Origin of the sequence: Janibacter sp. GS2, from assembly GCF_051200835.1 — a bacterium.
In the GTDB taxonomy this organism is placed as follows: Bacteria; Actinomycetota; Actinomycetes; order Actinomycetales; family Dermatophilaceae; genus Janibacter.
Map to the genome: position 1 here is coordinate 2541992 of NZ_CP195161.1, position 25884 is coordinate 2567875.

Annotated in this window: 28 protein-coding genes; 4 read left to right on the forward strand and 24 right to left on the reverse strand. The window is 71.6% G+C overall.

The window, feature by feature from the left end:
- Positions 1 to 31 precede the first annotated feature (31 nt).
- Positions 32 to 1291, reverse strand: coding sequence for a tyrosine--tRNA ligase (tyrS, locus tag ACR9E9_RS12185; protein ID WP_435198798.1), 1260 nt, complete (start codon positions 1289 to 1291; stop codon positions 32 to 34).
- A gap of 64 nt (positions 1292 to 1355) precedes the next feature.
- Between tyrS and ACR9E9_RS12190 the strand changes: the two genes are divergently transcribed.
- Together ACR9E9_RS12190 and bfr are read left to right on the forward strand one after the other, a co-directional pair.
- Positions 1356 to 1694, forward strand: a complete 339-nt coding sequence (locus ACR9E9_RS12190; protein WP_435198799.1) for a (2Fe-2S)-binding protein — start codon at positions 1356 to 1358, stop codon at positions 1692 to 1694.
- Positions 1681 to 2169, forward strand: coding sequence for a bacterioferritin (gene bfr / locus ACR9E9_RS12195; RefSeq protein WP_435198801.1), 489 nt, complete (start codon positions 1681 to 1683; stop codon positions 2167 to 2169). Before ACR9E9_RS12190 ends, bfr begins: the two co-directional genes overlap by 14 nt.
- A gap of 3 nt (positions 2170 to 2172) precedes the next feature.
- Here bfr and ACR9E9_RS12200 read toward each other — a convergent pair whose 3' ends face one another.
- The 12 genes from ACR9E9_RS12200 to ACR9E9_RS12255 all read right to left on the reverse strand — a co-directional run bounded on the left by ACR9E9_RS12200 (position 2173) and on the right by ACR9E9_RS12255 (position 15342).
- Positions 2173 to 2730 (reverse strand): DNA-3-methyladenine glycosylase, encoded by a 558-nt coding sequence (locus ACR9E9_RS12200; RefSeq protein WP_435198803.1) that lies wholly within the window; start codon positions 2728 to 2730, stop codon positions 2173 to 2175.
- 59 nt (positions 2731 to 2789) lie between these two features.
- Entirely contained in the window at positions 2790 to 4256 is a 1467-nt protein-coding gene (gene argH / locus ACR9E9_RS12205; RefSeq protein WP_435198805.1) for an argininosuccinate lyase, read from the reverse strand.
- Entirely contained in the window at positions 4253 to 4765 is a 513-nt protein-coding gene (locus ACR9E9_RS12210) for an arginine repressor (protein ID WP_435198807.1), read from the reverse strand. The genes argH and ACR9E9_RS12210 overlap by 4 nt, the downstream gene beginning before the upstream one ends.
- On the reverse strand, positions 4762 to 5700 hold the full coding sequence (gene argF, locus ACR9E9_RS12215; RefSeq protein WP_435198809.1) for an ornithine carbamoyltransferase: 939 nt from the start codon (positions 5698 to 5700) through the stop codon (positions 4762 to 4764). Before argF ends, ACR9E9_RS12210 begins: the two co-directional genes overlap by 4 nt.
- Positions 5697 to 6905, reverse strand: a complete 1209-nt coding sequence (locus ACR9E9_RS12220; protein ID WP_435198811.1) for an acetylornithine transaminase — start codon at positions 6903 to 6905, stop codon at positions 5697 to 5699. Before ACR9E9_RS12220 ends, argF begins: the two co-directional genes overlap by 4 nt.
- Entirely contained in the window at positions 6902 to 7849 is a 948-nt protein-coding gene (gene argB / locus ACR9E9_RS12225) for an acetylglutamate kinase (protein ID WP_435198813.1), read from the reverse strand. The genes ACR9E9_RS12220 and argB overlap by 4 nt, the downstream gene beginning before the upstream one ends.
- 21 nt (positions 7850 to 7870) lie before the next feature.
- Positions 7871 to 9022, reverse strand: a complete 1152-nt coding sequence (gene argJ, locus ACR9E9_RS12230) for a bifunctional glutamate N-acetyltransferase/amino-acid acetyltransferase ArgJ (protein ID WP_435198815.1) — start codon at positions 9020 to 9022, stop codon at positions 7871 to 7873.
- Positions 9019 to 10062, reverse strand: coding sequence for an N-acetyl-gamma-glutamyl-phosphate reductase (gene argC, locus ACR9E9_RS12235; protein ID WP_435198817.1), 1044 nt, complete (start codon positions 10060 to 10062; stop codon positions 9019 to 9021). The genes argJ and argC overlap by 4 nt, the downstream gene beginning before the upstream one ends.
- A 37-nt stretch (positions 10063 to 10099) precedes the next feature.
- On the reverse strand, positions 10100 to 10837 hold the full coding sequence (locus ACR9E9_RS12240; RefSeq protein WP_435198819.1) for an SDR family oxidoreductase: 738 nt from the start codon (positions 10835 to 10837) through the stop codon (positions 10100 to 10102).
- The gene (gene pheT / locus ACR9E9_RS12245) at positions 10834 to 13371 is read right to left on the reverse strand and encodes a phenylalanine--tRNA ligase subunit beta (protein WP_435198821.1); all 2538 of its coding nucleotides are present in this window, start codon (positions 13369 to 13371) and stop codon (positions 10834 to 10836) included. The genes ACR9E9_RS12240 and pheT overlap by 4 nt, the downstream gene beginning before the upstream one ends.
- Entirely contained in the window at positions 13371 to 14465 is a 1095-nt protein-coding gene (pheS, locus tag ACR9E9_RS12250; protein WP_435198823.1) for a phenylalanine--tRNA ligase subunit alpha, read from the reverse strand. Before pheS ends, pheT begins: the two co-directional genes overlap by 1 nt.
- Before the next feature lie 70 nt (positions 14466 to 14535).
- Positions 14536 to 15342: a hypothetical protein gene (locus ACR9E9_RS12255; RefSeq protein ID WP_435198825.1), complete on the reverse strand. Its 807-nt coding sequence runs from the start codon at positions 15340 to 15342 to the stop codon at positions 14536 to 14538.
- 87 nt (positions 15343 to 15429) lie between these two features.
- Between ACR9E9_RS12255 and ACR9E9_RS12260 the strand changes: the two genes are divergently transcribed.
- Positions 15430 to 15876, forward strand: a complete 447-nt coding sequence (locus ACR9E9_RS12260; protein ID WP_435198827.1) for a Fur family transcriptional regulator — start codon at positions 15430 to 15432, stop codon at positions 15874 to 15876.
- A gap of 41 nt (positions 15877 to 15917) precedes the next feature.
- Entirely contained in the window at positions 15918 to 17477 is a 1560-nt protein-coding gene (locus tag ACR9E9_RS12265; RefSeq protein ID WP_435198828.1) for a catalase, read from the forward strand.
- 54 nt (positions 17478 to 17531) lie between these two features.
- Here ACR9E9_RS12265 and ACR9E9_RS12270 read toward each other — a convergent pair whose 3' ends face one another.
- The 11 genes from ACR9E9_RS12270 to hisD all read right to left on the reverse strand — a co-directional run bounded on the left by ACR9E9_RS12270 (position 17532) and on the right by hisD (position 25878).
- The gene (locus ACR9E9_RS12270; RefSeq protein ID WP_435203647.1) at positions 17532 to 18359 is read right to left on the reverse strand and encodes a TrmH family RNA methyltransferase; all 828 of its coding nucleotides are present in this window, start codon (positions 18357 to 18359) and stop codon (positions 17532 to 17534) included.
- Complete coding sequence (gene rplT, locus ACR9E9_RS12275; RefSeq protein WP_435198830.1) at positions 18356 to 18739, reverse strand: 50S ribosomal protein L20; 384 nt, start codon at positions 18737 to 18739, stop codon at positions 18356 to 18358. Before rplT ends, ACR9E9_RS12270 begins: the two co-directional genes overlap by 4 nt.
- Before the next feature lie 39 nt (positions 18740 to 18778).
- Entirely contained in the window at positions 18779 to 18973 is a 195-nt protein-coding gene (gene rpmI / locus ACR9E9_RS12280; protein WP_435198832.1) for a 50S ribosomal protein L35, read from the reverse strand.
- A 42-nt stretch (positions 18974 to 19015) separates the two neighbouring features.
- Positions 19016 to 19648, reverse strand: a complete 633-nt coding sequence (gene infC / locus ACR9E9_RS12285; protein ID WP_435203649.1) for a translation initiation factor IF-3 — start codon at positions 19646 to 19648, stop codon at positions 19016 to 19018.
- Positions 19649 to 19959: 311 nt separating this feature from the next.
- Positions 19960 to 20685 (reverse strand): SseB family protein, encoded by a 726-nt coding sequence (locus tag ACR9E9_RS12290; protein ID WP_435198834.1) that lies wholly within the window; start codon positions 20683 to 20685, stop codon positions 19960 to 19962.
- Positions 20682 to 21425 carry a bifunctional 1-(5-phosphoribosyl)-5-((5-phosphoribosylamino)methylideneamino)imidazole-4-carboxamide isomerase/phosphoribosylanthranilate isomerase PriA gene (gene priA, locus ACR9E9_RS12295; RefSeq protein WP_435198836.1) on the reverse strand — a complete coding sequence of 248 codons (744 nt, stop codon included), beginning with the start codon at positions 21423 to 21425 and terminating at the stop codon, positions 20682 to 20684. The genes ACR9E9_RS12290 and priA overlap by 4 nt, the downstream gene beginning before the upstream one ends.
- Positions 21422 to 22072 (reverse strand): imidazole glycerol phosphate synthase subunit HisH, encoded by a 651-nt coding sequence (gene hisH, locus ACR9E9_RS12300; protein ID WP_435198838.1) that lies wholly within the window; start codon positions 22070 to 22072, stop codon positions 21422 to 21424. Before hisH ends, priA begins: the two co-directional genes overlap by 4 nt.
- A 131-nt stretch (positions 22073 to 22203) precedes the next feature.
- Entirely contained in the window at positions 22204 to 22797 is a 594-nt protein-coding gene (locus ACR9E9_RS12305; RefSeq protein WP_435198840.1) for a hypothetical protein, read from the reverse strand.
- 11 nt (positions 22798 to 22808) lie between these two features.
- On the reverse strand, positions 22809 to 23417 hold the full coding sequence (hisB, locus tag ACR9E9_RS12310; RefSeq protein ID WP_435198842.1) for an imidazoleglycerol-phosphate dehydratase HisB: 609 nt from the start codon (positions 23415 to 23417) through the stop codon (positions 22809 to 22811).
- The gene (locus ACR9E9_RS12315; RefSeq protein ID WP_435198844.1) at positions 23414 to 24532 is read right to left on the reverse strand and encodes a histidinol-phosphate transaminase; all 1119 of its coding nucleotides are present in this window, start codon (positions 24530 to 24532) and stop codon (positions 23414 to 23416) included. The genes hisB and ACR9E9_RS12315 overlap by 4 nt, the downstream gene beginning before the upstream one ends.
- The gene (gene hisD / locus ACR9E9_RS12320) at positions 24529 to 25878 is read right to left on the reverse strand and encodes a histidinol dehydrogenase (RefSeq protein WP_435198846.1); all 1350 of its coding nucleotides are present in this window, start codon (positions 25876 to 25878) and stop codon (positions 24529 to 24531) included. The genes ACR9E9_RS12315 and hisD overlap by 4 nt, the downstream gene beginning before the upstream one ends.
- Positions 25879 to 25884 lie beyond the last annotated feature (6 nt).

A 25884-nucleotide genomic window follows, 5' to 3' on the forward strand; every position in this document is an offset into this window, starting at 1 on the left:
AAATCGGGTCTCCCGCACGGCTCTTCGCGCGTCAGCTCGCTCGCGCAGCGGCGAGGTTCTTGCGGCCGCGGCGCAGGACGGCGACCCGTCCGTGGAAGTAGTCGGCCGGTGACAGCACCCGAGCCTCGTCGGCGATCTTCTCGCCGTTGACGGAGACCGAACCATCGCCGATCGCCCGTCGTGCGGCCTTCTTCGAGTCGACGAGTCCGGTGGCCACCAGGGCGTCGAGCACCCCGGTGCCGGCGGGCACATCAGCGCCCGGGAGCTCGCTCGTGGCATCGATGAGGGTCCGCTCGTCGAGGGACCCGAGGTCCCCCTTCCCGAAGAGCGCCTGCGACGCGGCCTCCACGGAGACCGTGGCCTCCTCGCCGTGCACCAGTCTCGTCATGTCCGTCGCGAGCACCTTCTGCGCCGCGCGACGGAAGGGCTCGTCCGCGACGACACGCTCGAGCTCACCGATCTCCTGCGCGCTCCGGTCGGTGAAGACCTTGAGCAGCTTGATGACCGAGGCGTCCTCGACGTTGAGCCAGTACTGGTAGAAGGCGTACGGACTCGTCATGGCCGGATCGAGCCAGACCGCATTCCCCTCCGACTTGCCGAACTTGTTCCCGGCGGCATCGGTGATCAACGGCGTCGTGAGCAGGTGGACCGACTCCCCCTCGGCCCGGTGGATGAGGTCCGAGCCCGCGGTGAGGTTGCCCCACTGGTCCTGTCCACCCGTCTGGAGCGTGCAGCCGTACTCCCGGAAGAGCTGGAGGAAGTCGAGCCCCTGGAGGATCTGGTAGCTGAACTCCGTGTAGGAGATGCCCTCGTCGCTGTTGAGCCTGGCCGCGACGGCGTCCTTGCGCACCATCTGGTTGACACGGAAGTGCTTCCCCACGTCACGCAGGAAGTCGAGGGCCGACATCGGTGACGTCCAGTCGAGGTTGTTCACGGTGAACGCCGCGTTGTCTCCCTCGAAGTCGAGGAAGGGGCGGACCTGCCCCTGGATCCTGCCGACCCACTCCGCGGTCTGCTCCTTGGTCTTGAGCACGCGCTCGGCGGTGGGCCGGGGATCGCCGATGAGGCCGGTCGACCCCCCGACGAGGCAGATGACGCGGTGCCCCGCGCGCTGCAGGTGGCGCAGGACGATCAGCTGGACGAGGTTGCCGAAGTGGAGCGAGGGAGCCGTCGGGTCGAAGCCGCAGTACAGCGTGACCGGACCGTCGTCGAGGGCCTTGCGCAAGGCGGTCTCGTCAGTGGTCTGGGCAATCAGCCCGCGCCACTGCAGCTCGTCGAGGATGTCGGTCACGGTCGTCTCGGTCCTTCCGGGAGGGTCGTGGGCGCACCTGCTGGGCGTCCCACCACAGCCTGCCATGAGGGCGCGGCGGACCCGTCAGGGCGCACCGATCCGCCATGTGGAACGTGGGGTGACAGGAGCACCCTTCGTCGGGTTAAGGTATGCCTCACCTCACCAAGGAAGGGAGCTCGCTGTGATCGTGTGTCATTGCGCCGTCGTCGGCGACAAGCAGATCGCCGCCGCCGCGGCGGCCGGCGCGACCACGCTCTCCCAGGTGTGCGCGAGCACGGGGGCCGGCCGTGACTGTGGGAGCTGTGTCTTCTCCGTGCGACGCCTTCTCTGCAAGACTGCGGGAGCCGAGGTCGCCAGCGACCTGTCCCACATTCCTGCGGAGGTCGAACGTGCAGCCAGCTGACCCGAAGGTCATCACCCTCCTCAACGAGGCCCTCACCATCGAGTTGACCGTCGTCAACGGCTACTTCCTCAATGCGCGGATGCTCGACAACTGGGGTCTGCCGCGTCTGGGCAAGGTCTTCTACGACCTGTCCATCGGCGAGATGAAGGACGCCGACGAGCTCATCGAACGCATCCTCATGTTCGACGGCCACCCCAACGTCCAGAAGCTGAACAACATCCAGGTCGGCGAGAACGCCGTCGAGATGCTCGAGCTGGCCCTGGCCAGCGAGCTGCACGCGATCGCCGCCTTCAACGATGCGGCCACGGAGTGCCACGAGTTCGGCGATCACGCGACCGCCAACGTCTTCGAGGGCATGGCCAGGGACGAGGAGTCGCACGCGGACTGGTTCGAGGCCCAGCTCGACGCCTGCACGCGCGTCGGGATGGAGAACTACCTCGCGCAGCAGATCGACGTCACCGTCAACCCCGTCTGAGCCTCACCGTCGGCCCGGCCGGTAGGGCGAGACACTCGGATCGCCGTCGAGCCAGTAGCGCCACGGATGCGCCGCGCCGTCCCCTCCCGGACCGGAGACCCCGACCCGGGGTCCGGTGCGCACGAGCGCGTCCGGGACCGGCTCGGACGGTGCGTGGAGGGCGAAGGGGGTTCCTCCCCCGACCACCGACGCACCGTTGTCGTCCCCGGTCAGGCCCAGTGCCTTGGTCAGGCGGCCCGGGCCCCGCGCGAGGTCTCGCTCACGCACGTCCGGCCGGCGGGCCGTCACGAGGTCGTGCCCGGCCACCACCTCGCCGGCGCGCAGGAGGACCGCGGCGCACTCCCCCGTCGCCCCGCAGACGACATTGGCGCACCAGTGGATGCCGTAGGAGCGGTAGACGTAGAGGTGACCGGGCGGGCCGAACATCACCTCGGTGCGCGGGGTCATCCCCCGGTAGCCGTGGGAGCCCGGGTCGAGGCTCCCGTGGTAGGCCTCGACCTCGGTCAGGCGCAGGGTGACGCCGTCGACGACGAGGTGTGCCCCGAGAAAGGTCCGGGCCACCTCGAGCGGCTCCTCACCCAGATCCCGGGCGGTGAGCCGTCGACCTCGACGCGGTGCGATCAGCGGACCTCGATCCGGGTGGCCGCCCAGGCGCCGTGCTCGTCGAGAGCCGCCCGGATGCTGCCGATCTGGTCCCGGACCCGGTCGGGGGCGGTGCCGCCCTTCGCATCGCGGGAGGCAAGGGACCCCTCGACCGAGAGCACCTCGCGCACACCGGGCGTGAGGTGCTCGCTGATCCGGGCGAGGTCCTTGTCGGTGAGGTCCCAGAGCTCGATCTCGCGGTCCTCGCACTCACGGACGCACGCGCCGGCCACCTCGTGGGCGATGCGGAAGGGCACGCCTTCGCGCACCAGCCACTCGGCGATGTCCGTGGCGAGCGAGAAGCCCTGCGGGGCGAGGGCGGCCATCCGGTCACCGTGGTAGGTCAGCGTCGCGACCATGCCGGAGAAGGCCGGCAGCAGCACCTCGAGCGTGTCGACCGCGTCGAAGACCGGCTCCTTGTCCTCCTGGAGGTCGCGGTTGTACGCGAGCGGCAGGGCCTTGAGCGTCGTCATCAGACCGGTCAGGTCACCCACGAGACGACCGGCCTTGCCGCGCGCGAGCTCGGCCACGTCGGGGTTCTTCTTCTGCGGCATGATGCTTGACCCGGTGGAGAAGGCGTCGTCGAGCGTGACGAAGGAGAACTCCTTGGTCGCCCAGAGGATGACCTCCTCGGCCAGGCGCGAGATGTCCACGGCGGTCATCGCCGAGACGAAGCAGAACTCCGCCACGAAGTCCCGCGAGGCCGTGCCGTCGATGGAGTTGTCCACCGCGCCGGTGAAGCCGAGATCGGCGGCGACCGCCTCCGGGTCGAGTCCGAGCGACGACCCGGCGAGCGCACCCGATCCGTACGGGCTCAGGTCGGTCCGGCGGTCCCAGTCGACGAAGCGCTCGACATCGCGCAGCAGCGCCCAGGCGTGGGCGAGGAGGTGGTGACCGAGCAGGACCGGCTGGGCGTGCTGCAGGTGGGTGCGTCCGGGCATCGGCACGTCGATGTGCGCCTCGGCCTGCTCCACGAGGGCCCCGACGACCTCGAGGATCAGTCCGGAGACGATCCGGGCGTGGTCGCGCAGGTACATCCGAAAGAGGGTGGCGACCTGGTCGTTGCGGGAGCGGCCGGCTCGCAGTCGCCCACCGACGTCGGGGCCGGCGCGCTCGATCAGCCCGCGCTCCAGTGCGGTGTGCACGTCCTCGTCGTCCTCGGCCGGCGCGAAGGCTCCCGACTCGACGTCCTCGGCGAGCGTCGCGAGGGCCGCGAGCATCGCCGTGAGGTCGGCCTCCTCGAGCAGTCCGGCGGAGTGCAGCACGCGGGCGTGGGCCCGCGAGCCGGCGATGTCGTAGTGCGCGAGGCGCCAGTCGAAGTGCGTCGATTTGCTCAGCGCGGCCAGGGCATCGCTCGGCCCACCGGCAAAGCGACCGCCCCAGAGGCTCACCCGCTCGGTCGACGGGTCCGGGCCGTCCGCGCGGTCGGGGCTCGCTGGGGTCACGGTGTCTCCTGGGTGTCGGTGGACTGGGACGGGCCCAGCAGGCGTGTGGTGAGGGCCTCGCCCTCGTCCGGGCCGCCCGTGATGACCATGATCGTGTCATCCCCGGCGATGGTGCCGAGCACCTCGGGCAGGCGGGCGTGGTCGATGGCCGAGGCGAGGTAGTTCGCCGCGCCGGGCGGGGTGCGCACGACGACGAGCTGGGCGCTGGAGCGTGCGGTGACGAGCAGCTCCTCGCACAACCGGCGGAGTCGGTCGTCGAGCTCCTCCCGGCCCACGGCCGCCCGGGGGGTGCGATCGCCCCCTTCGCTCGGGAGGGCGTAGACGAGGTCGCGTCCCACGCGCACCTTCTCGGCGCGCAGCTCGAGCAGGTCCCGGGAGAGGGTGGCCTGGGTGACCTCGATGCCGTCGGCGGCGAGGAGCGCGAGCAGCTCGGTCTGGCTGCGCACCACGTGCTCCCGCAGGAGCTCGCAGATGTGCGCCTGGCGGCCCGACCTCGTCGGGGCGATCATGACGAGGCGCGCAGCAGGAAGGTCAGCAGTGCCTTCTGCGCGTGGAGGCGGTTCTCCGCCTCGTCCCACACGACCGACTGCGGCCCGTCGATGACCTCGGCCTCGATCTCCACACCGCGATAGGCCGGCAGGCAGTGCAGGACGCTCGCATCGGCAGCGGCGTGGGTGAGCAGCTCGCGGGTGACGGCGAAGGGAGCGAAGGGCGAGGTCGCGCCGGTGCGCCCTCCCTGCTCCTCTTCCATCCCCATCGACACCCAGGTGTCGGTGGCAACGACGTCCGCGCCGGCCGCGGCCGTGGCGGGGTCATCCGTGACCAGGACCGACCCACCCTGCTCGGCGGCGATCCGCTCGGCCCGGGCGAGCACATCGGCGGTGGGCCGGTGGGACGCCGGGGTGCCGATCCGCACGTGCATGCCGGCGAGGGTGCAGGCCAGCAGGTACGAGTGGGCCATGTTGTTGGCGCCGTCACCGAGGTAGGCGAGGGTGCGCCCTGCGGTGGCGCCCTTGTGCTCCCGGATCGTCAGCAAGTCCGCGAGCAGCTGACAGGGGTGGTAGTCGTCGGTGAGCGCGTTGACGACCGGGACGTCGACGTGTGCGGCCATCTCCTCGATCCGGGCCTGGCCGTGGGTGCGCCAGACGATCGCGCTCACCTGGCGGCCGATGACGCGGGCGACGTCCGGGATCGACTCGCGGCTGCCGATCTGCGCGAGGTTGCCGTCGACGCTCATCGGGTACCCGCCGAGTTCGGCGACACCGGTGGCGAAGGACAGCTGCGTGCGCAGTGTCGGCTTGTCGAAGATGATCGCCACGGCCTGCGGACCGGCGAGCGGCTGCTCCGCGTGACGCTCGGCCTTCAGGACCGCGGCGAGGTCGAGGACCTGCGACTGCTCCGCGGCCGTGAGGTCGTCGTCGGCCAGGAGGTGGCGGGCGGTCATGCGGTCTCCTTGTCGGCCTCGTCGAGGATCGCCGGGAGGGCGTCGACGAAGGTCGCGAGCTGGTCGGTGGTGATGATCAGGGGCGGCGCGAGGCGCAGCGCATCGGGCGCGACGGGGTTGACGATGAATCCGTGGCGACGCGCGATGGCGGTGCTCGCCGGCGCGATCGGTCGGGCCAGGCGGATCGCCCGCAGCAGGCCGGCTCCGCGGACGCCCGTCACCAGCGGGTGGTCGAGTGACTCGACCCGGTCGACGAGGAAGTCCCCTGCCTCCACCGCGTGCTCGATGAGGCCCTCGGACTCGATCGTCGACAGGACCGCGAGGGCCGCACTGCACGCGAGGGGGTTGCCCCCGAAGGTCGAGCCGTGCTGACCGGCGGTGAGCAGTCCGGTCACCTCGGGGCCGAAGGTCACGAGGGCCCCGATGGGCACGCCACCTCCCAGGCCCTTGGCCACCGTGATCGCGTCGGGGACGATGCCCTCGAGCTGGTGGGCGAACCACGCGCCGGTGCGTCCGATGCCCGTCTGGATCTCGTCGAGGACGAGCAGGGCGCCGGCCTCGCGGGTGATCTCCCGTGCCTCGGCCAGGTAGCCGGGGGGTGTCGGGACCACCCCGGCCTCCCCCTGGATCGGCTCGAGCAGCACCATCGCCGTGTCCGGCCCCACCGCAGCGCGAAGGGCGGCGGCGTCACCGGGAGCGACATGGGTGACGCCGGGCAGCAAGGGCTCGAAGGGGGCCCGGTAGGCCTCCTTGTGGGTCAGGCTCACGGCACCGGTGGTGCGACCGTGGAAGGCCCCTCCGACGGCGACGATCTCGCGACGACCGGTGCGGCGGGAGAGCTTGATGGCGGTCTCGACGGCCTCGGAGCCGCTGTTGCAGAAGAAGACCCCGGAGCCGGTCGGCGCCGCGCAGATGCGCAGCAGCGCCTCGGCCGCCTCGATCTGCGCGGGTGTGGTGAAGAAGTTGCTCACGTGGACGGCGGCGCCGGCCTGCCTCGAGATCGCGGCGACGAGCTCGGGGTGGCCGTGGCCGAGGGCATTGACGGCGATCCCCCCGAGGAGGTCGAGGTAGCGGTTGCCGTCGACGTCGTGGACGTACGCACCGTCCCCGTGGGAGAGGACGAGGCCCGGCAGGCCGAAGACCCCGATGTGGCTGGACCGGTAGCGCTCGAGCAGCGCCTGCTGCTCCGCGGAGACGGGGTTCACGACCGCTCACGTCCTTCGTCGGTGTCGTCCGGGAGGATCATCGTGCCGAAGCCCTCCGAGGTGAAGATCTCGAGGAGCATCGAGTGCGCCTGGCGCCCGTCGACGACGTGCGCCTGGGGGACGCCCTGTGTCACGGCGCGGATGCACGCCTCGAGCTTGGGGATCATCCCCGTGTCGACGGAGCCGAGGAGGTCGCGGGCACCGGAGACGCTGAGGTGCGACAGGAGGGAGTCACGGTCGGGCCAGTCGGCGTAGATGCCCTCGACATCGGTGAGGACGACGAGCTTCTGCGCCCGCAGGGCGACGGCCAACGCGGACGCGGCGGTGTCCGCGTTGACGTTGAGCACCTGCCCCTCCTGGTCGAGGTCGGGCGCGATCGTCGAGACCACCGGGATGCGACCGGCGTCGAGGATGTCGAGGACCGCGGCGGGCTCGACCGACTCGACGTCACCGACGAGGCCGATGTCGACGCTCTCGCCGTCGATCTCGACGCCGCGTCGGCGGCCACCGAAGAGCCCTGCGTCCTCGCCGGACATGCCGACGGCGACGGGGCCGTGCTGGTTGAGCAGGCCGACGAGCTCACGGCCGACCTGACCGGTGAGGACCATCCGTACGACGTCCATGACCTCGGGGGTGGTCACGCGCAGCCCGCCCTTGAACTCGCTCACCAGCCCGAGCCGGTCGAGCATCGCCTGGATCTGGGGGCCTCCCCCGTGGACGACGACGGGACGCAGCCCCGCGTAGCGCAGGAAGACGATGTCCTGGGCGAAGGCCGCCTTGAGGGCGTCGTCGGTCATGGCATTGCCGCCGTACTTGATGACGACGAGTGCCCCGCGGAAGCGCTCGAGCCACGGCAGCGCCTCGACGAGCGTCGTCGCCTTCGATCGGGCGACGCGCAGGGCCGCGGCGTCGATCGCGCCGCGCAGGGTGGTGTCGGTGGTCATGGTGGGCTCTCTGGGTCGGCCTCAGGTGGAGTAGGCGGAGTTCTCGTGGACGTAGTCGTGGGTGAGGTCGTTGGTCCAGACCGTCACGGTGTCGGAGCCGGCGTGCAGGTCCACCTCGACGCGGACCTCGCGGGGTCCGAGGTCGACGAGGGAGCGGTCCTCGCCGACGCCACCGCCGCGGCACACGGTGACGCCGTTGATCGCGACGTCGAGCTCGTGCGGCTCGAAGGCAGCCCGCGTCGTGCCCACGGCGGCGAGCACGCGCCCCCAGTTGGGGTCCTGACCGAAGATGGCGCACTTGAACAGGGTGTTGCGGGCGATGGTCCGTGCGACCTCGAGCCCGTCGTCCTCGCTCGCGGCCCCGCGCACGACGATCTCGATGTCGTGGTGAGCGCCCTCGGCGTCCCCGATGAGCTGCCGGGCGAGGTCGTCGCAGACCGCCCGGATCGCCTCGGTGAGCTCTTCACGCTCCGCTGCGACCCCGGAGGCGCCCGAGGCCAGGACCACGACCGTGTCGTTGGTCGACATGCACCCGTCGGAGTCGATCCGCTCGAAGGTGGTCCGCGTCGCCTCGCGCAGCGCGGCGTCGAGGTCCTTCGGGCTCGTCACGGCGTCCGTGGTGACCACCACGAGCATCGTGGCGAGGGAGGGGGCGAGCATGCCCGCTCCCTTCGCCATGCCACCGACGCTCCACCCGCCACGCGTCGCCGTGGACGTCTTGGCGACGGTGTCCGTCGTCATGATGGCCTCGGCCGCGGCCCCGCCCCCGTCGGTGGACAGCCCGCCCGCCGCAGCGGTCACGCCCGCGCTGAGCGTGTCCATCGGCAACAGCTCGCCGATGAGCCCGGTGCTGCAGACGACGACGTCCCCGGCGGCGACTCCGAGCGCCCCGGCCGTGTGCTCGGCCGTGGCGTGGGTGTCCTGGAAGCCCTGGGTGCCGGTGCAGGCATTGGCGCCGCCGGAGTTGAGGACGACGGCGTCGGCCCGTCCGTCCGCGAGGACCTGGCGCGACCAGGTCACCGGCGCGGCCTCGACACGGTTGGTCGTGAAGACCGCAGCCGCGTGGTGGTCGGGGCCGTCGTTGATGACGATCGCGACGTCGGGTCGGCCGCTCGGCTTGAGACCGGCGGTCACCCCCGAGGCTCGGAATCCGGCGGGGGTCGTGGTGCTCACGGCGCCACTCCTGTCATGGGCAGTCCGCTCGTCTCGGGGAACCCGAGGGCGAGATTCATCGACTGGACCGCGGCTCCGGCGGTCCCCTTGGTCAGGTTGTCCTCGGCCGCGATGGCGATGACGCGACCGCTGTGCTCGTCGAGGGTGACCTGGATGTGGACGAGGTTGGATCCGAGGACGCTCCCGGTGTGCGGCCACTGCCCCTCGGGCAGCAGGTGGACGCACGGCTCGTCGGCGTAGGCACGCTCCCACGCGGCGCGCACGGTGGCGGCGTCCACCCCGGCCACGGCCCGGGAGGTCGTCGTCGCGAGGATGCCGCGCGGCATGGGGGCGAGGGTCGGCGTGAAGGAGACCGTCGACGCGCGACCCGCGGCCCGGGTGAGGTTGCGTCGGATCTCGGGGGTGTGGCGGTGGCCGCCGCCGACACCGTAGGGGCTCATCGCGCCCATGACCTCGGCGCCGATGAGGTGCGGCTTGCTCGACCGTCCGGCGCCGGAGGTGCCGGACGCCGCCACGACGACGACGTCCTCGGGCTCGGTCACGCCGGCCGCGAGTCCCGGGGCGAGAGCGAGGCTGACGGCGGTCGGGTAGCACCCGGGCACGGCGATGCGGCGGGCGCCGACGAGGTCGTCGCGGTGCTTGCCCCCGTCCGCCCTGACGAGCTCCGGCAGCCCGTAGGGCCACGTCCCGGCGAAGGGGGTGTCGTAGTAGTCCGTCCAGTCCTGCTCGTCGTCCAGGCGGAAGTCCGCGCCACAGTCGATGACCGTCACGTCATCGGGGAGCTGCTCCGCGATCGTGGCCGAGTGGCCGTGCGGCAGCGCGACGAAGACGACGTCGTGGCCGGCGAGGGTCTGCACGCTCGTCGGCTCCAGGACCCGGTCGGCCACGGGCTGCAGGTGCGGCGCGAGCTCCCCGAGGCGGACGCCCGCATTGCCCGACGCGGTCAGGGCGCCGACCTCGACGTCAGGGTGGGCCAGGAGGAGGCGGACGATCTCGGCCCCGGCGTATCCGCTGGCCCCGGCCACGGCTGCTGTGATCATGATGAATGACTATACGTACTTGTGTGATGTCATGCAATCAGCCGAGCGGGTCGTCATCACCGTAGGGCAGCAGGCCCACGGTCCGGCTGGTGGGCCGCAGGGTCGCGGTCGCGGCGTCGAGCGCGGCGACCGTGTCCTCCCCCGCTCGGACCATGCGCCCGGACCACGCGTCGAGACGACCGTCCGCCAGGGCGAGGAAGAGCTCGGTGACCTCGGCCGGGTCGGTCCACTCGGTCCGGTCGTCGTGCCGGGGCATCGACTTCGTCATGTCCGTGCGCACGATCCCGGGCGCGAGGTCGAAGGCGAAGACGCCCCTCCCCCGCCCCGACAGGTGGGCCGAGCCGGTGATGCGTCCCAGCGCCGTCTTCGAGACGTTGTACGCGGAGGCGACCTCGCTCGGCTTCGTCCCGGACCCGGAGTTGAGGTTGATGATCCGCCCCGCACCCCGGTCGAGGAGGTGCGGGAGCACGGCGCGGGTCACGAGGTAGGGCCCGCGCACGTTGACCTCGACGGTGCTCCACCAGTCGTCGGGGTCGGACTCCTCGAGCCGGACCTCGGCGTCGATGACGCCGGCGTTGTTGACGAGGAGGTCGATGTGCTCCCGGCGGGCCAGGACGTCGTCGATCCATGCCCGCACGTCGGAGGCCCGGGTGACGTCGGCGACCGCGCTCGAGCCGCGCTCGACCACCCAACCGTGCTCGTCGAGGGCGTCGGCGAGGAAGCGCCCGATGCCGCGGGAGGCACCGGTGACGACCGCGACCCGGGGGCCGGTCATCGCTGCTGGGCCCCGGTGGCCGACCCCGCGGCGGCTACCGCCCGGTCGCGCAGCGTGCTCACCTCGTCGGTCGTGAGCGTGCGGTCCGCGCGGAAGGTCAGCCGGTAGGCCAGGGACTTGCGCCCCTCGCCCGCCTGGTCGCCCCGGTAGACGTCGAAGAGGGTCAGCTCCTCGAGCGTGTCCCCCGCGCCCGAGCGCAGCGCCGCGGCGACGCGTGCCGCGGGCACCGACTCGTCGACGACCAGCGCGACGTCGGTGGTGGCGACCGGGTAGGTGGACAGCTGTGCCGGGGTGACCGGCTCACCGGAGCTGGCGAGGAGCGCATCGAGATCGAGCTCCGCAGCCACGGTGCGCTCGGGCAGGTCGAGGGTGGCGCAGACCTTGGGGTGCAGCTCACCCGCGTACCCGAGAACGCTCCCGTCGGGGAGGGTCAGCTCGACGCAGCGACCGGGGTGGAAGGGCGCCCGCTCGCTCGCGGTCACCGCCGAGTCGACCCCGACGGCGGAGCTGACGACCCGGGCCCACCCGACGACGTCACCGGCCCCGACGGGCCGCGCCGGGCCCCACGGGCCAGCCGGGAGCGCCTGGCCGGTCGCCGCGATGGCGACGTGGCGGGGCTGGTGGGGAACCCCCTTCGTGATCCGGTCCAGCTGCTCGGGCGGGGGCAGCACCCCACCCCGAGGCACGGGGAGGGGGGTCACGCCACCCGCGGTGACGAGCCCCATCTCGTAGAGGCCGATGTCACGGTGCCCACGGGAGACGTTGCGGCGCAGGGTGTCCAGGAGCGTGTCGAGGATCGAGGTGCGCATCAGCGGCGCCTCCTCCTGCAGCGGGTTGGCCAACCGCACGGTCTCCCGGCGGGCGTCGTCGGGGGCATAACCCAGCTCGTCGTGACGGTCCTCCCGGGTGAAGGGGTAGGACAGCACCTCGACGAGACCGGTCCCGGCGAGAGCCCGGGCGATGACCCGCCGGGAGCGCTGCTCACGACTGAGGCCGCGTCCGGCGGACGCGCGGGGCACGACCGAGGGAATGGCGTCGTAGCCGCGGACCCGGGCGACCTCCTCGACGAGGTCCGGCCCGTCGACGAGGTCCGGACGCCAGCTCGGTGGGTCCACCGTGAGCATCGCGCCCGCGTCACGGACGGTGCAGCCGATGGCGGTGAGGGTTCGGACGACCTCCTCGCGCGGGTACTCGAGCCCGATGTAGCGGGTGGGGAGCTGCGGGTCGAGGGTGATCGGCGCGACGGCCACCGGGGTACCCACGTCGGTGACGGTCGCGTCCGCGGTGCCCCCGCCGTGCTCGACGAGCAGGTCGATGGCGAGCTGGGCCGCGGCCGCGGTGACCGCAGGATCGACACCCCGCTCGAAGCGCTTGGAGGCCTCGGTCGAGAGGCGGTGGCGACGCGCGGAACGCGCCACGGTCACCGGGTCGAAGTGGGCGGCCTCGATGAGGACATCGGTCGTGCCGTCGGTGACCTCGCTCGTCTCGCCCCCCATGACACCGGCGATGGCGAGCGGCGTCGTGCCGCCGTCGGTGATGAGCAGGTCCTCCTCGGCGAGGGTGCGCTCGACGTCGTCGAGGGTGGTCAACTTCTCGCCGGCGCGCGCCCGGCGGACCTCGATGGCCGGGGAGAGGGTGTCCAGGTCGAAGGCGTGCAGCGGCTGGCCGAGCAGCATCATCACGTAGTTGGTCACATCGACCGCCAGCGAGATCGGACGCATCCCGACGTCGGTGAGGCGACGACGCATCCACTCCGGTGACGAGGCGGTGGCGTCGATGCCCCGGACGACGCGGGCGACGTACCGGTCGCACCCGGGCACGCCGTCGACCGGCGCGTCGTCGACGAGGCGCACCTCGTGGCCGGGGCCGGCGCCCGCGGAGACCACCGTCGCATCGGCAGGGTCGTCGAAGGGGGTCCCCGCGGACAGCGCGTACTCGCGGGCGATGCCGCGCATCGAGAGGCAGTAGCCGCGGTCGGGCGTGACGTTGACCTCGACCGTCTCGGCGTCGAGCCCGAGGACGGGGACGAGGTCCTCGCCCGGGGTGAGTGCCGCGAGCACCTGCGGACGGTCGGCGAGGAGCTCGGTGAGCACGATGATGCCGTCGTGCTCCTCTCCCAGGCCCAGCTCGAGGGAGGAGCAGATCATCCCGGTACTGACGTGTCCGTAGGTCTTGCGCGCGGAGATCTCGAAGCCGCCGGGCAGCACGCCCCCCGGAAGGATCACCGCGACGAGGTCACCCACGTCGAAGTTGTGCGCCCCGCAGACGATGCCCACACCGTCGGCGCCGGACCCGTGGGCGGTGTTCAACGAGGAACCCACGTCGACCAGGCACCAGTTGATCGTCTTGCCGTTCTTCTGCTCCTCGGGCGTGCGCTCCAGGACCCGGCCGACGACGAGGGGTCCAGTGACCTCGCCGCCGATGATCTCCTCCTCCTCGAGACCGACCCGCACGAGGGTGGCGGCGACGTCCGTCCCCGTCGCCCCGGGGTCGACCTCGGTCAGCTCACGCAGCCATTCGATGGGCGCCCGCATCAGATCTCCATCCCGAACGCGGCCGAGAAGCGCACGTCTCCCTCGATGATGTCGCGCATGTCGGCGACGCCGTGGCGCAGCATGAGCGAGCGCTCGATGCCCAGACCGAAGGCGAAGCCGGTGTACTCGTCCGGGTCGATGCCACCGGCCGCGAGGACGCGGCGGTTGACCATGCCCGACCCGCCGAGCTCGATCCACCCGGTGCCGCCGCAGGTGCGGCAGCCGGTGTCCTCGCCGAGGCACACCCAGCACCGGCAGTCGATCTCGGCGCTCGGCTCGGTGAAGGGAAAGAAGTTCGGCCGCAGCCGGGTGACGACTCCGTCGCCGAAGAGCGCCTGGACGAAGGTGTCGAGCGCACCGCGCAGATGGGCCATCGTGATGTCCGTGTCGACGACGAGGCCCTCGAACTGGTGGAAGACCGGGGTGTGGGTCGCATCGAGGTCGTCCGTGCGGAAGACCTTGCCCGGGCAGAGCACGTAGATCGGCGGCTCGCGGTCGAGCATCGTGCGGATCTGCACCGGCGAGGTGTGCGTGCGCAGCAGCACACCGGCGTCGGCGGGCTCGACGAAGAAGGTGTCCTGCTCGCCGCGCGCCGGGTGGTCCGGGCCGATGTTCAGCGCGTCGAAGGTCAGCCACTCGGACTCCAGCTCCGGGCCCTCGGCGATCTCCCACCCCATGCCGACGAAGATGTCCTCGACGCGCTCGGTGACGAGGCTGATCGGGTGGCGGGCACCGAGGCGCTGGTGCGGTCCGAGGACGGTCAGGTCCAGGGTCTCCTCGACGAGGATCCGCTCGTCCCGCTCGGCCTCGAGCTCGGCCTGACGGGCCGCGAAGGCCTGACCGACGCGGCCACGGGCCTGACCGACGCGCTTGCCGGCCTCGGCCTTGGCGCTCGGCGGCAGCGCACCGATCTCGCGATTCGCCAGCGCGAGGGGGCTCTTGTCCCCCTGGTGGGCGCTGCGGATCTGCTTCAGCTCCTCGAGGGTCGCGGCTGCCGCCAGGGCGGCGAGCGCCGCGTCGACGGCCTCCTCGATCACCTGCGGATCGAGCGCAGCGACCTCGACCGGGTCATAGTTCGTGTTGGGTCCTGACACGAGGCCCGAGTCTACGGTGGCGGCCCCCCGGGGCCGACACGGGTTTCGGGGACGGGGCGGGACTCCCGGCTCATCCCCCGCGCGCGCCCTCGGACAGGTCGTGCACGCTGAGCCGCTCGCGGGGGTCGAGCGGGCCCAGGAACAGCCGGCGCACGTGGTGCGGACGGACGTGTCTGCGGTACCCGGCCGCCCCGGACTCGTAGAGCTGGTGGAGGCGCTCGTCGACGACGACCGACCCCTCGGCCAAGGGTGGAAGACAGTGGTCGCGCCCGTTGTCCGCGGTCCAGCCACCGTCCGTCGCCAGGTCCGGCGCGGACACCCGGGTGAGGGTCGATCCGTTCGCCCGGCCCCAGCTGCGCGAGAACCAGGCGTGGCCCCCTTCGTCGAAGCTGACCCCCTGGGTCCGGGGTGGAACGGAGAGCCTCTCCCCCGTGTCGACCGGTCGGCCGTCGAGGAGGTCGTAGCGCCACATGCTGCCGGGCTCGCTCACGTGGAAGGACGAGACCCAGAGGCTCCCGCGGAAGGAGGTCACGGTGGAACTCGCCCGGACCCCCACCGTCGCGAGGGGCTCGGCGACGCCCCGTCGCAGGGCCTGCGTGTCGTGGACCTGGACCCGCCCACGTCCGCTGACATAGGTGCGACCACCGGTGAGTGTCACGCCGCCGTAGTGGTCGAGTCCGCGCAAGGTCACCCGCGCGGTCGTGCCGCCGCCCGCGTCCGCGAAGACGATCACCCCCACCCGCGCATCGGCGCAGTCGTAGAAGGTGAAGACGAGCTCGTCGTGCTCCTCGTCGTACCCCAGGCCCTGGGGCACCTCGGTGTGGCCGGGGACGAAGGGGATGAGCGGCCCCTCGGTCACCGTCGGGGTGGGGTCCATGGTGGAGCAACCTACGGGGATCGACACCCGGGGAACAGGCGCCCCCTTTCTTGACCCATTCAAGTTTTGGTGGGATTCTTGTCAGTGATGAGCACCATGATCGATCCCGACGTCGCCGCGGATCTCCTGCGCGAGCACTCCATGCGCGTCACGGCCCCCCGGGTGGCCGTGCTGCGGGAGTTGTCCGCGCACCCGCACGCGGACGTCGAGACCATCACCCGGTGCGCCCGCGAGCGACTCGGGTCGGTGAGCACCCAGGCGGTCTACGACATCCTCGCGGCCCTCGCCGGGATCGGTCTCGTGCGCAAGTTCGAGCCGGCCGGCCACCCCGCGCGGTTCGAGCTCGACGTCGGCGACAACCATCACCACCTCGTGTGCCGAATCTGCGGCACGATGGTGGACGTGGAGTGCGCCCCCGGCAAGGCCCCGTGCCTCGACGCCGCCGATGACCACGGCTTCGCCATCGACGAGGCCGAGGTCATCTACTGGGGCAGCTGTCCCGCCTGCACCGCAGCGACGGTCGCGATCCCCTGACCAGTACTGCACCCCACCCCACAGAGAAAGAGGAGCAGCAGATGTCCACCACCCCCTCCACGCCCGAACCGCGAGCCGACGCCCGAGGGACGGTCGACGTCTCCGGACCGTCCACCCAGCTCAACGGTTCACCCACGATGAGCGACCGCAACAGTCTCTCCCTCGGGAGCAACGGCCCGCTGCTGCTGCACGACACGCACCTCATCGACATGCTCGCCCACTTCAACCGGGAGAACATCCCCGAGCGCAAGCCGCACGCCAAGGGCGCCGGCGCCTTCGGCCGCTTCGAGGTGAGCGCGGACGTCTCGCGGTACACCAAGGCCGCGGTCTTCCAGCCCGGCACCACCACCCGGATGCTGGCCCGCTTCTCCACCGTCGCCGGCGAGCTCGGCTCTCCCGACACCTGGCGCGACGTGCGTGGCTTCGCGCTGCGCTTCTACACCTCCGAGGGCAACTTCGACCTCGTCGGCAACAACACCCCCATCTTCTTCCTGCGTGACCCGCTGAAGTTCCCGAACTTCATCCGCAGCCAGAAGCGCCTGCCCGACAACGGCCTGCGCGACAACACGATGCAGTGGGACTTCTGGACCAACAACCCGGAGTCCGCCCACCAGGTCACCTACCTCATGGGCGACCGCGGCCTGCCGCGCTCGTGGCGGAACATGAACGGCTACGGCAGCCACACCTACATGTGGGTCAATGCCTCCGGCGAGAAGTTCTGGGTGAAGTACCACTTCCACACCCGGCAGGGGGTCGAGGGCATCACCAACGAGGCCGCCGACCGCATCGCCGGCGAGGACGCGGAGTTCCACCGCCGCGACCTCTTCGAGGCGATCGAGCGCGGTGACGCCCCGCAGTGGACGCTGTCGGTCCAGGTCATGCCCTACGAGGACGCGCAGACCTACCGGTTCAACCCCTTCGACCTGACGAAGACGTGGTCGCACCAGGACTACCCGCTCATCGAGGTCGGCACGATGACCCTCGACGAGAACCCGGTGAACTTCTTCGCCCAGATCGACCAGGCGGCCTTCGCCCCGAGCAACACCGTGCCGGGCATCGGCTTCTCGCCCGACAAGATGCTGCTGAGCCGGGTCTTCGCCTATGCGGATGCCCACCGCGCCCGCATCGGCCCGAACTTCCAGCAGCTCCCGGTCAACCGTTCCGCGGTCGAGCAGGAGAACCACTACAGCTTCGACGGCCCGATGCGCTACGAGCACTCGGGTGCGGCGCCGACCTACCACCCCAACAGCTTCGGTCGCCCCCACGCCGACGAGGAGGGGCCGGTCGAGGACGGCTGGGAGGCCGACGGCACCATGGTGCGCTCGGCCTACGCACTGCACGCCGAGGACGACGACTTCGGCCAGCCGGGCACCCTCGTGCGCGAGGTCTTCAGCGACGCGCAGCGTGACCGACTCGTCGACACCGTCATCGGTTCGCTCGGCGGCGTCGAGGACCCGGTGCTGTCGCGGGTCTTCGAGTACTGGAGCAACGTCGACCCGCAGATCGGCCAACGCATCCGCGACGGCAAGGCCGCCGCGGACGACGGGGGCGCCACCGACCCCGGTGAGATCCTCCGCGAGGACGACACGCACGCCGGCTGAGCCACGGCATGACGAAGGGGGGCGGGACCGTGTGGTCCCGCCCCCTTCGTGCGGTCAGTCGTTGCGCTGGCTCCGGGCCGACGCGTAGAGGCAGATCGTCGTCGCCATCGCGAGGTTGAGCGACTCCGCGTGGCCGTGGATCGGGACGCGCACGACCTCGTCGCAGGCCTCTCGCGTGCTCGCCCCAAGGCCCCACGCCTCGTTGCCCATGACCCAGACGTGCGAGCCGGTGAGGTCGGTGTCGTCGATGGTGTGCCGCCCCGCGCCGTCGGCGGCCAGGCGGCGCACACCGGCGGCCCCGAGGGCGGCGAGGGCCTGCCCGACCGGAAGACCCGTGACGACGGGCAGGTGGAAGATCGAGCCCGCGGTCGAGCGGACGACCTTCGGCGACATGACGTCGACCGATCCGTCGCTGACGAGCACGGCGTCGGCACCCGCCGCATCCGCCCCCCGGATGACGGTGCCGAGGTTGCCGGGGTCGCGGACGTGGGCCAGCAGCACGAGCAGCCGCGGCTCGGACGCCAGGACCTCCTCGAGGGACGCGGGCGACCAGTCGACGACGGCGGCGGCCCCCTGGGGGGTGTCCGCGTCGCACATCGCCGCGAGGACCTCCTCGGTGGCCTCGTGCACGACGACACCCGCCTGACGGGCCGGTTCGACGACGTCCGCGTGGCGGTGCGCCGCCTCTGCGGTGACGTACAGGTCCCGGATCTTCTCGGGCGCGAAGTGCACCGCCTCGCGCACGCCCTGCGGGCCCTCCACGAGGATCCGTCTGGTGCGTCGACGCACAGAACGCCGGGAGAGCCCACGTACCTGCTTGACCCGCTCAGCGGCGGGGTTGGTCAGGACGGGGCGCTCCCGGCGTTCGACGTGGTCGTTCAGGCCTGGACCTGGGCGCCCGTGGTTGCCGGCACGTTGGCCTTGGCGACCTCGACGAGCGCGGCGAAGGCCGCCTCGTCGTTGACGGCGAGCTCGGCGAGCATGCGCCGGTCGACCTCGACCTCGGCGACGCGCAGACCCTGGATGAACCGGTTGTAGGTCATCCCGTGCGCGCGGGCGCCGGCGTTGATGCGCTGGATCCACAGGCGACGGAAGTCGCCCTTCCTGGCGCGACGGTCACGGTAGCTGTACTCCAGCGAGTGAGTGACCTGCTCCTTGGCCTTGCGGTAGAGGCGGGACCGCTGGCCCCGGTAGCCGCTCGCGCGCTCGAGAACAACCCGGCGCTTCTTGTGGGCGTTGACCGCCCGCTTCACGCGTGCCACGTGAGTACTCCTTCAAGTCGGTGGGACAAGAGGCTCAGGTCAGCGACCGAGCAGCTTCTTGATCTTCTTCTCGTCGGCCTTGGAGACCTGGACGTCGTTCGCGAGGCGCCGCGCGTGCTGCGGGGACTTCTCGTGGAACTTGTGGACGTGGTTCGCCCGCTCGCGCATGATCTTGCCCGAGCCGGTGACCCGGAAGCGCTTCTTCGCGCCGCTGTGCGTCTTGTTCTTCGGCATGGCGCCGATCTCCTTGTCGTTGCTGTGCTGGTCTGTACCGGCTCAGGACTCGGCCGGCGCCTCGGTGGCCTCCTCCGCCGGAGTGGCCTCCTCCGCCGGAGTGACCTCCTCGGAGGCCGTCTTCTGCTCGTCCTTCTTGCGTCGCGCCTCGGCGCGCGCCTCGGACTTCTTGCGCGTCGGCCCCAGCACCATGACCATGTTGCGGCCATCCTGCTTCGGAGCCGACTCGACGGTGCCGAGCTCGACCACATCCTCCGCCAGGCGCTGCAGCAGTCGGAAGCCCAGCTCGGGACGGGACTGCTCGCGACCGCGGAACATGATCGTCACCTTGACCTTGTCGCCGGCGCTGAGGAAGCGCTCGACGTGGCCCTTCTTGGTGCCGTAGTCGTGGCTGTCGATCTTCGGCCGGAGCTTGATCTCCTTGATGACCGTGTTGACCTGGTTCTTGCGCGCTTCGCGCGCCTTCATGGCTGCTTCGTACTTGTACTTGCCGAAGTCCATGAGCTTGGCCACGGGGGGCTTGGCCGTCGGAGCGACCTCGACGAGGTCGAGGTCCGCCTCGGCAGCGAGACGGAGGGCATCCTCCACGCGCACGATGCCGACCTGCTCCCCGTTGGGGCCGACCAACCGCACCTCGGGGACGCGGATACGGTCATTGATGCGAGGCTCGCTGATGTGTTGCTCCTAAGCTCGGTGTGTCTACTCCCGCCACCGACGAGGAAAGGCTCCCCGACGATCGCGAGGAGCCTCAACCAGAGCACGATGCAGGATCGGGGACCACGGGCGATGCCATCGCCTGCGGTCCGAACCGCATCGAGACCTGTGACCCGGCAACCAGATGGTCGGCGCGGGTGGAAGCGAGGCTCCTCTTGCGTCACCGTCACGAGGACGGTGACCGGTCGAGACCCACTCTAGCAGCGCCCTCGCCTCTGCCCGAAATCACCGCGCCGCGTGTCGGGCGAACCGGCCCGGTCATGGGAGGGCGCCTAGACGATGGCGAAGCTCAGCCCGTCGATGCGGGCCCGCAGCTCGCCGTCGGTGGCCAGCTCCTCGGCGATCCCGGTGACCAGCTGTTGCACCTGCTCCTCGGACAGCTCCGGCACGAGGGTCAGCCCGACCTGGAGGATGCCCTGCCCGTCGGGAGCCCCCGCCGAGAGCGCGTGCGCCCGCACCTCCTCGTGGCCGGCGCACACCCGCTCCACCGCGGCCGCGACGAAGGGGTCCGACTCCGCGGGGATCCACTCGCGCTGCTGGGCGAGCGACCACACCATCGAGGCGCGCACCTCGAAGGCCTGCTCGCTCGCGCAGTCCAGGACGATGAGATCGGCCTGCTCGCTCACCGCGGCCTGGGCGGCGCGCGAGGCCCCGACCGGTACCGGTCGCAGCGAGGGGTCGAAGTCCGCCAGCGACTGCATCGAGGAGAAGACCGGCAGCGCCGTGCGGCCGTCCGGGTGCTCGAGGAGCACGACGGCCATGTCGGCCTCCGTGTCGACGACGTGGCCGTCCACTCCGTCCGCGGTCTCGGTCGCGAGGGCCGCGACGGGGACGAGGAGTCGCGCATCGGCCAGGCGACGCATGACGTCCCGCTCTCCCCCGGTGGTCAGCGCGCGCACCAACGCCGGGTCGGCCGTGCCGTCATCCCCGGCGAAACCTCCCTGGGGCAGCTCGCGACCCTGCCAGGGAACTCCTGCGGAGTCGCTCGGGGTACTCACGGGCGTCCCGCAGCATCGAGGGCCTCGGTGAGCGTGACCGTGCCCTTGTAGAGCGCGGAGCCGATGATCGCGCCCTCGACACCGTCGGGGACCAACGTGCGCAGCGCCACGATGTCCTCGCGTGTCGTCACTCCCCCGGAGGCGACGACCTTCGCGGACGTGGCGGCGCACACGTCCTCGAGGAGCTGCAGGTTCGGACCGGCGAGCATCCCGTCCTTGGCGACGTCGGTGACGACATAGCGGGCGCAGCCCTCGGAGTCGAGTCGGGTCAGCGTCTCCCAGAGATCGCCGCCCTCCTTCGTCCAGCCGCGGGCGGCGAGGGTGCTGCCACGCACGTCGAGCCCGACGGCGATCCGGTCGCCGTACTCGGCGATCGCGGCTGCGGTCCACTCGGGGTTCTCCAGTGCGGCCGTGCCGAGGTTGACCCGGGCGCAGCCGGAGGCGAGGGCCGCGACGAGGGACTCCTGGTCGCGGATGCCGCCGCTCAGCTCGACCTTGGCGTCGAGCTGCCCGACGATCCCGGCGAGCAGCTCACGGTTGCTGCCCTCCCCGAAGGCCGCGTCGAGGTCGACGAGGTGGATCCACTCGGCCCCCTGCTCCTGCCAGGCCTGCGCGGCCTGCAGCGGGTCACCGAAGTCCCACCCGGAGCCGGCGACGCCCTGCTGCAGCTGGACGGCCCGCCCTTCGCGGACATCGACGGCGGGCAGCAGCTCCAGCCGAGCGGTCGTGGTCGTGGTCACAGTGACATCACCCAGTTCTTCAGAAGGTGCAGTCCCGAGTCCCCGGACTTCTCGGGGTGGAACTGCGTGGCGGACAGCGGGCCGTTCTCGACGGCGGCGACGAAGGGGGAGCCGTGCTCGCTCCACGTGACCCGAGGGGCGACCGCGAGGGGAGCACGGGGCGCGGCCGGCAGGTCCCAGGTGGCCACGGCGTAGGAGTGGACGAAGTAGAAGCGCTCCTGCTCGACCCCCGCGAGGAGGCGGGACCCCTCGGCGGCGTGCACCGTGGACCAGCCCATGTGGGGCACGACGGGCGCCCGGAGTCGACTCACGGTTCCGGGCCACTGGTGCAGGCCCTCCTGGGCGGGCGCGGAGCTGCTCGGCTCGGTGGAGCCGTCGAACATCACCTGCAACCCGACGCAGATCCCGAGCACGGGACGACCACCCGCGAGGCGCGTGTCGATGAGAGACGGACCGTGGGCGGCACGCAGACCGGCCATGCAGGCGTGGAAGTTGCCCACACCCGGCACGAGGAGCCCGTCCGCGGCGAGCACCAGATCACGATCAGCGGTCAGCTCGACCTGCGCCCCCACGTGGGTCAGGGCGCGCACGACGGAGTGCACGTTGCCGGAGCCGTAGTCGAGGACGGCGACACGGGGCCGGCTCACTCTCCCTGCGCTCCTCGCTCGTTCCTCGCTCGTGTGCTCGGTCCCTGCACCGCTCACATCCCCGGGTCGCGATGCGACGGGCCCTGCGCTCCTCGCTCGTTCCTCGCTCGTGTGCTCGGTCCCTGCAACGCTCACTGGTGCACATCCTTGATGACGGACTCGAAGGTGGTGATCGACCGGGCAGCCGGCTCGATGACCGGCCCGAGGTCGGTGTCGGTTCCGGCGAGGACCCGGGCCCCGGGCATCCCCAGGACCGTGGCGACCTCGACCAGCCACTCGTCGTGGGTCAGGTCGGTCCGCCGCCACAGGTCGCGCACCTCGCGCACGGGGACCTCGCGCGTGGGTGCACCGCTGCCGAGGGCACGGTGCAGGTCCTCCGGCGTGAGCCGTGGCAGCTGCGGCCCGGCGACGATCGAGCGGTCGGCGGACCGCAGCGCCCACCGCGTCGAGCCGCGCCCGGCGGCCCTGGCGGTGACGACTGCGGCGTCGTCGATCCGGAAGAGCCCGATGGCCGGGGCCATGCGGGCACCGACGTGCCGGGAGGCGAGGACCGTCAACGCGTCGTCGTAGGGCTCGGCCACCTCGGTACCGCCGACGGCGGGCACGACGGTCGACCACGAGGCGTGCGCGAGGACGTGGCACGGCACGACTCCGCGCCGCACCCACTCGACGGCGTTCGCGACGCTCGTCGAGAGGAAGACCGCTCCCCTGCCGGACTGGCTCATCGCATACCGATCTACAGCGCGCCCTTGGCGCTGGGGATGCCGCTGACGCGCGGGTCACGGGCGACGGCGGCACGCAGTGCCCGGGCGAGGGCCTTGAACTGTGCCTCGACCACGTGGTGGGGGTCCCGCCCGCCCAGGACGCGCACGTGCAGGGCGATGCCGGCGTTGTACGCGAAGGACTCCAGGACGTGCCGGGTCAGCGAACCGACGAAGTTGCCGCCGATGACCACGTACTCCTGGCCCTCGGGCTCTCCGGTGTGCACGACGTACGGGCGGCCCGCGACGTCGACGACGGCGTGCACGAGCGCCTCGTCCAGGGGGACGGTGGCGTCACCGAACCGGCTGATCCCGCTCTTGTCCCCCAGTGCCTCGCGCACGGCCTGACCGAGGACGATCGCCACGTCCTCGACCGTGTGGTGCGCGTCGACGTCGACGTCACCGTCGGCACGCACGGTGAGGTCGATGAGGCTGTGCTTGGCCAGCGACAGCAGCATGTGGTCGTAGAAGCGGACCCCGGTCGACACGTCACCGGCGCCGGTGCCGTCGAGGTCGACGCTCACCTCGACGCGGGACTCGGACGTGCCACGGCTCACCGTCGCGGTGCGGGACTGGCTGCTCACGGGTTCTCCTTGGTCAGCAGGTGGGTGGGGGCGAGCTCGGCCATCGCCGCCAGGAATCGGGTCGTCTCCTGCGGGGTGCCGGCCGTGACGCGCAGGTGGTGGCGGATGCCGACGTCGCGCACGAGCACCCCGTGGTCCAGCAGAGCCTGCCACGTCGCCGGGGCATCGGCGAGACCGCCGAAGAGGACGAAGTTGGCGTCGCTGGGGACGGGCCGCAGACCGAGGGCACCGAGCTCGGTGACGAGGCGGTCGCGCTGGGCCTTGATGGCCTCGACGGTCTCGAGCAGTCGGTCGGCGTGCTCGAGGGCGACCCGCGCGATCGTCTGCGTCGGCGTCGACAGGTGGTAGGGCAGGCGCACGAGACGCAGGGCGTCGATGATCTCGGGGCTCGCCGCGAGGTACCCCACCCGACCACCGGCGAGCGCGAAGGCCTTGCTCATCGTCCGGGTGACCACGAGGCGCGGGTGGCTCTCGAGGAGGGACAGCGCGGTCGGCGTCCCCTCGCGGGCGAACTCCGCGTAGGCCTCGTCGACGACGACGATCGCTCGCGGGGCCGCCTGGAGCATCGCCTCGATGACGTCGAAGGGCAGGGCGGAGCCGGTCGGGTTGTTCGGTGAGCAGAGGAAGACCAGGTGCGGGTCGACCTCCTTCGCCTGCTCGACGGCGGACTCGACGGTGAGGTCGAAGGTGTCCGCGTCGCGCTGCCCGTCCACCCACGGGGTCCCGAGCGTCTCCGTGATGATCGGGTGCATCGAGTACGCGGGGGTGAAGCCCAGCGCGCGCCGATCCGGCCCGCCGAAGGCCTGGACGAGGTGCGAGAGGACCTCGTTGCTGCCGTTGCCCGCCCAGATCTGCTCGGGACGAAGGGCGACGCCGCTGCGGTCCCCGAGGTAGCCCACGAGGGCCGTGCGCAGGGCCGTGAACTCCCGGTCCGGGTAGCGGTTCAACCCGCCGAGACCGTCCTCCAGGGCGGTCACGACCGCCCGCACCACCTCGTCGGGGACGGGGTAGGAGGACTCGTTGGTGTTCAGCTGGACGTCGACGTCGAGCTGCGGGGCCCCGTAGGGGGAGCGTCCACGCAGCTCGGGGCGCAGCAGCTGCTCGATCCCGCTCATGCGCGGGCCCCTCGCTCGGTCCGGGCCGTGACGGCCTCACCGTGCGCGGGCAGGTCCTCGGCCTGCGCCAACGCGACGACGTGCGGCCCGACCTCGTCGAGGGCCTCCTGCGAGTACTCCACGACGTGGATCCCGCGGAGGAAGGACTGCACCGACAGCCCGCTGCTGTGGCTGGCACTGCCACCGGTGGGCAGGACGTGGTTGGAGCCGGCGGCATAGTCTCCGAGGCTCACCGGCGAGTGGGGTCCGACGAAGATCGCGCCGGCGCTGCGCACCCGCGCCGCGACGGCCGCCGCGTCGGCGGTGATGACCTCCAGGTGCTCGGCCGCGTAGGCATCGACCACCCGCAGGCCGGCATCGAGGTCGTCGACGAGGACGATCGCGGACTGCCGCCCGGTGAGGGCCTCGATGACCCGCTCACTGTGCTTGGTCTCCGCGGCGCGACGCTCCACCACGACCGCGACGGCGTCGGCGAGCTCGGGCGAGTCGGTCACGAGGACCGAGCCCGCCAGGGGGTCGTGCTCGGCTTGGCTGATGAGATCGGCGGCCACGTACTCCGGGTCCGCCCCGGCGTCGGCGAGGACGGCGATCTCCGTCGGGCCCGCCTCGGCATCGATGCCGATGAGCCCCTTGAGCAACCGTTTGGCCGCCGCGACGTAGATGTTGCCCGGCCCGGTGACCAGACTCACGGGGGTGCACTCGCCCCCGTGGCCGACCCCGTCGTCGACGAAACCGTGCGCGAAGCCGGCCACGGCCTGGGCCCCTCCCATCGACCAGACCTCGTCGACCCCGAGGAGCGCGCACGCGGCGAGGATCGTCGGGTGGGGATAGCCGGCGAAGACGCCGACGTTCTCCTTCTGCGGCGGGCTCGCGACGGCGAGCGAACCGACCTCGGCCAGCTGCGCCGGCACGACGTTCATCACGACGGACGAGGGGTAGACGGCGCGCCCACCGGGGACGTAGAGACCGACGCGCTCGACCGGGACCCAGCGCTCGGTGACGGTGCCACCGGGCACGACCGCGGTCGTGGTGTCGGTGCGCCGCTGGGCGGCGTGCACGGTGCGGGCGCGCTCGATGGACACCTCGAGCGCCCGCCGCACGTCCGGGTCGAGGGCAGCGACGGCTGCCTCGAGCACCTCTGCGGGCACGCGAAGGGAGGCCGGGCGGACCCCGTCGAAGCGCTCGGCCAGCTCGTAGAGGGCCGTGGCGCCGCGGTCACGGACGTCGTCGCAGATCGGTTGGACCGCCGCGAGGGCGGCCTCGACGTCGTACTCGGCGCGGGGCAGGACCGTGCGCAGGTCACGGGCGCCGAGGGGTCGGGCGCGAAGGTCGATCGTGGCGAGCATGGGTCC

What these genes read in the sequence shown, in the direction of transcription:
- ACR9E9_RS12190 (WP_435198799.1), top strand. Translation starts at nt 1,356, where the DNA reads ATGAGGGCGCGGCGGACCCGTCAGGGCGCACCGATCCGCCATGTGGAA.
- argC (WP_435198817.1), bottom strand. Translation starts at nt 10,062, where the DNA reads ATGATCACAGCAGCCGTGGCCGGGGCCAGCGGATACGCCGGGGCCGAG.
- ACR9E9_RS12265 (WP_435198828.1), top strand. Translation starts at nt 15,918, where the DNA reads ATGTCCACCACCCCCTCCACGCCCGAACCGCGAGCCGACGCCCGAGGG.
- pheT (WP_435198821.1), bottom strand. Translation starts at nt 13,371, where the DNA reads ATGCGGGCGCCCATCGAATGGCTGCGTGAGCTGACCGAGGTCGACCCC.
- ACR9E9_RS12255 (WP_435198825.1), bottom strand. Translation starts at nt 15,342, where the DNA reads ATGGACCCCACCCCGACGGTGACCGAGGGGCCGCTCATCCCCTTCGTC.
- ACR9E9_RS12240 (WP_435198819.1), bottom strand. Translation starts at nt 10,837, where the DNA reads ATGACCGGCCCCCGGGTCGCGGTCGTCACCGGTGCCTCCCGCGGCATC.
- ACR9E9_RS12305 (WP_435198840.1), bottom strand. Translation starts at nt 22,797, where the DNA reads ATGAGCCAGTCCGGCAGGGGAGCGGTCTTCCTCTCGACGAGCGTCGCG.
- ACR9E9_RS12210 (WP_435198807.1), bottom strand. Translation starts at nt 4,765, where the DNA reads ATGATCGCCCCGACGAGGTCGGGCCGCCAGGCGCACATCTGCGAGCTC.
- ACR9E9_RS12260 (WP_435198827.1), top strand. Translation starts at nt 15,430, where the DNA reads ATGAGCACCATGATCGATCCCGACGTCGCCGCGGATCTCCTGCGCGAG.
- ACR9E9_RS12315 (WP_435198844.1), bottom strand. Translation starts at nt 24,532, where the DNA reads ATGAGCGGGATCGAGCAGCTGCTGCGCCCCGAGCTGCGTGGACGCTCC.
- rpmI (WP_435198832.1), bottom strand. Translation starts at nt 18,973, where the DNA reads ATGCCGAAGAACAAGACGCACAGCGGCGCGAAGAAGCGCTTCCGGGTC.
- argB (WP_435198813.1), bottom strand. Translation starts at nt 7,849, where the DNA reads ATGACCACCGACACCACCCTGCGCGGCGCGATCGACGCCGCGGCCCTG.
- hisD (WP_435198846.1), bottom strand. Translation starts at nt 25,878, where the DNA reads ATGCTCGCCACGATCGACCTTCGCGCCCGACCCCTCGGCGCCCGTGAC.
- argF (WP_435198809.1), bottom strand. Translation starts at nt 5,700, where the DNA reads ATGACCGCCCGCCACCTCCTGGCCGACGACGACCTCACGGCCGCGGAG.